The sequence below is a fragment of the Variovorax humicola genome (assembly GCF_037889915.1).
Lineage (GTDB): Bacteria > Pseudomonadota > Gammaproteobacteria > Burkholderiales > Burkholderiaceae_C > Variovorax > Variovorax humicola.
This window is the reverse complement of record NZ_JBBKZV010000080.1, coordinates 1-3,492: the sequence shown is the minus strand read 5'-3', so window position 1 is coordinate 3,492 and position 3,492 is coordinate 1. Positions and strand designations below refer to the sequence as shown.

Below are 3,492 nucleotides of genomic sequence, written 5' to 3'. Positions count from 1 at the left end.
GGGTGGAGAAGAACGGCCCTTCGAAGTCGCTGCGGTGATGTTCGCAGGACATGCGAATTACCAGGATGTCGGGGCGTTGCCTGGCCAAGTGCAGCGCTACGTAGTCGATCGCATGTGTCTTTCCCATGCGGGGGCGGGCATGGATGAGAGCGCCGGGAATGAGCACCCGCACACAGTGTTCGACCAGATCGACAAACGCCTCGATGGCGCAGGTAGCCACGCGGTAATGTCGACGGACCAACGGATGGTTGTGCACCGTCAGCGGGGCAATGGTGGCTGCCTGGTTCAATGCGGCGGGCGAGGTAGCGCCACCAGCCCTGCCCGCAGCGCGCACGCGCGTCGCGCGGACGCGTGTCCTTGACGCGACCGGCGCCGCCACGGATGTCTTCTCGTTCATGTCTGCTCCTTGCGGGCGGCAGCACAGCGGCACACCCGGCCATGGCCGGCGTGGACGGGCCCGGCCAGCGCCCCGCGGCGCACCCGCGCCGGCGTTCAGCGCGCGAAGCCGCGCTCGATTCGCAGCCGCTTGCCCTTGACCGGGCCGGTAGACGGCTGCGAAGAAGCCGGCATGGGCGGTGCCTCGGGCGGTGGTGACGTCGCATTCACTCGTGCCTTTGCCTTCGTGCTTGCGGTCCTGCGCTCGCGCTGCACTTGCGCGATATCGCTGGCCGAGCGCCGGCGTTTGCCAGCGTCCTTGCGCCGCAGCGCCAGGAAGGCCTCGATCGGGTTGTCGCCCGCACCGAATTCCAGTTGCCGTCTGCGCTTGGCCTTGAAGACCTCCTGGCGCACCATCAACGAATGCGGCTCGTAGCGCCACGCACCGCTGGCAAGCAGATCATCGAGTACCTGGCCGTCCTCGGTACTGGCACGCAACCGCCGCAGGTCGCGCTCGTCGTAGTGGATGCGCAGGCGTTGCCCAATGAGGCCGCTGCGTCGCGCCAGCCACTCGCTGGTGTAGCGCACGTGGAAGAAGCTGATGTAGGGCCGCTCCCCGCGACCCAGGTTGCCGTGCACGCGGCACAGCACCGGGTCGTGCAGCAGTTCGGGATGCTCGCGCAGCGGCTGGGGAATCAGCCGTAGTCGAACGGGCTCGCGCCCGATGCCCAGCACGTGACGTTGCATCATTTCCAGCGGCGTCAGGCCGCCAAGGCCTGAATGCGGCGTGCCGTGGTAGTTCCACACCGTCAGATCAAGCAACTCCTCCAGCTCCTGGGTGGTCACGATCAGCCGCATGGTGTCCTGCGGGTCGCGCAGGCGCTTCAACGCAGTCTGAGCCCCCGCGCGGCCAGGTAGCGCGCCCGGCAGTCGTCGCGAGAGCGTCGCGGTGACCGTGCCGAAGAAGCGTTCGATGAAAGGGCGGTCGTCAGGCTGGTAGGCGGGCCCGAAGTCGGCGGTGCACCCCAGCGCCTCACACACCACGTCCAGGCTGGTGACCGCAAGGTGTGCCCGGGCGTTGTCCAGGCGGATCTGACGCCAGCAAGCAAAGCGGGTTTGCTCCACCGCCTGCGAGACGAAACCGCCCGAGGGCAGCAGGCGCAAACCCGGCAGCGTTAGCTCGGGCACGCTGGCCGGCGTGACGGCGCGCCGGAAGGTGGCGATGGCCTCGAAGCGGCTGCATTCTCGCTTCGTCGACAGCGTGTAGCCAAGAATGCAGCGCGTGGCGACGTCGATGATGGCAAGCAGCCACACCCGGTCGGTCTCGTAGCTTTGCTCCCCGCCCAGCGGATCGCGGTCAATGACCTTCAATCGCACGTCCATCTTGTGGGCGTCGAACTCGACTGTGTCGAAGGCATCGCTGGCACCGCGCTCGGGTAACTGGCGCAATGCCGACGCCGGTTTGATACGCGTGCCGGCCGCGCGGGCCGCAAGGTCGAAGTCATCCTGCATCCAGGCCCGCAGCGTACGCCCCAGCGATCGGACGGCCTTGTCTGTCTGGTTCAACGGGTAGTCCCCAGCGCCCAGGCCAAGATTGCGGCACGCCTGATGGAAGCGGGCCGCCGCGCCCTTGACCCCTTTCAAGCGCCCCGGTTCGCCAGCTTGCAGGACGACATTCGAAACTTCGAGTTCGCGACGCAACTGGCTCGCCAGACTCGGGTGGCGCCGCAGCAGTTGGGCAAAGGCCCCAGCGTTGCCAGCCGTCTTGTGCACCAGTACGCGAGGCGCCTTGCTTCGCTCGTACGCTTGCACGCGCACGTGCGGCACCAATGCCCGGTACCCCCAAAGTCGGCCGTCGGCATGTGCCTGCTGGCCCTGACGTGCGAGCCGAAGCACGGTCGAACGGTGAACACCACAGTCCTGCGCAATTTGCTTCAAGGACTCACCGCGAGCATAGGCTTCGACCGCCAGCTTGCGCTGCTGGAATACCGTGCGCTGCTCTTGGGCGATTGCGTGGTCATCCACGATGGGCCATTCGCCGAGGCGCAGTGAGCGCGGGCCGGTCGGGGCATCAGCAGGCGTCATCACAACTCCTCAGGCGCGTTCAAAGCGCGTAGAGCCACTCAACAACGCGACCGCCAGATCGGGGCTCTCGACGCGTCCGCCCGCCACCAGAGCGAAGAGCGAGGCCTCGACGCTCGTGGCGTCGTTCGCCGCGAATCGCTCCAGCACGGCGTCAAGCGTGTGCGGCTGCCCCAGAAAGACGACGATGGACTGCTCGAGCAGCGGGTCTCGAAAGCGCCGATGGCTGACAAGATAGGGGACGATGCGCGACCAATTGGCGATCGGAACGGACCACGCCTGCAGGTCTTCCTGGCGCACCAACCGCACCGTCTGGTCATGCAGAATCGGAGGTAGGGCAGGGGACTCCTGCATCGACGGGCTAGCATCGTCGTGCGATCGCCTTTTGCTCTCGATGAACCAGAACTCGCCGGTCGGCACATTGCGCAGCTGGACCCAGAAGTCGATTACCGTACTGCGCGGACCGTCTACATGGGCAGGGCGCTCGGTGAACGACTCGATAGTGGGGTTGGCCTCGATCACCAACCAGGTCCGAAACGCGTCGTAGTTGCTCAGGCTCAGGCGCCGACCGAGCTTGGGGCTGAACACCTCGATGCGCCGGCGCCAGCCACCGCGCGGAAGCGGCATGGGGCGGCTGAACACGGCCTGGCTGTGAGCTGACGCGTTCATCATTGGAAGTAAAGATGTGACCGTGCAAAACACAAGGAGCGGCGGCAACATTACTACTTTTACGAACACGGTCGCAACTTTAGTACCAAAAAATGCGACGTAATGTTGCGACTGCCGCTCCTCGGCAACGCGCTAACTATTTGATTTCATTGCGTTTTATGAAATCGCAACGGTCGCATCTTTATTACACTTCACGACAGCGGGGGGCGACGCATCCTGATCCGTGGTCGGGGTATGACGAGCGTTCGAGCCAATGCTCGGACAAGCTTCTATCCGTGCAGGCGAACACCCTGCACCTCATGCTGCATGCGCGTGAAGCGCATTGGAAAACCCCGGTTACCGGCGCGCCCCACCTAAAAAAGCGGT

Annotated in this window: 2 protein-coding genes and 1 pseudogene; all 3 read right to left on the bottom strand. The window is 65.2% G+C overall.

Annotated elements, in window-relative coordinates; all coding sequences use genetic code 11:
• A pseudogene (locus WKW80_RS36940) lies at positions 1–397 on the bottom strand (ATP-binding protein); the annotation flags it as partial.
• Positions 398–492: 95 nt separating this feature from the next.
• A complete protein-coding gene (locus WKW80_RS36935) occupies positions 493–2,460 on the bottom strand; it encodes a helix-turn-helix domain-containing protein (RefSeq protein ID WP_340368520.1) in 1,968 nt (655 codons plus the stop codon).
• A gap of 9 nt (positions 2,461–2,469) precedes the next feature.
• On the bottom strand, positions 2,470–3,129 hold the full coding sequence (locus tag WKW80_RS36930) for a hypothetical protein (protein ID WP_340368519.1): 660 nt from the start codon (positions 3,127–3,129) through the stop codon (positions 2,470–2,472).
• Positions 3,130–3,492 lie beyond the last annotated feature (363 nt).

Coding starts and splice junctions, on each gene's coding strand:
- WKW80_RS36930 (WP_340368519.1), bottom strand. CDS start 3,129: ATGATGAACGCGTCAGCTCACAGCCAGGCCGTGTTCAGCCGCCCCATG.
- WKW80_RS36935 (WP_340368520.1), bottom strand. CDS start 2,460: ATGACGCCTGCTGATGCCCCGACCGGCCCGCGCTCACTGCGCCTCGGC.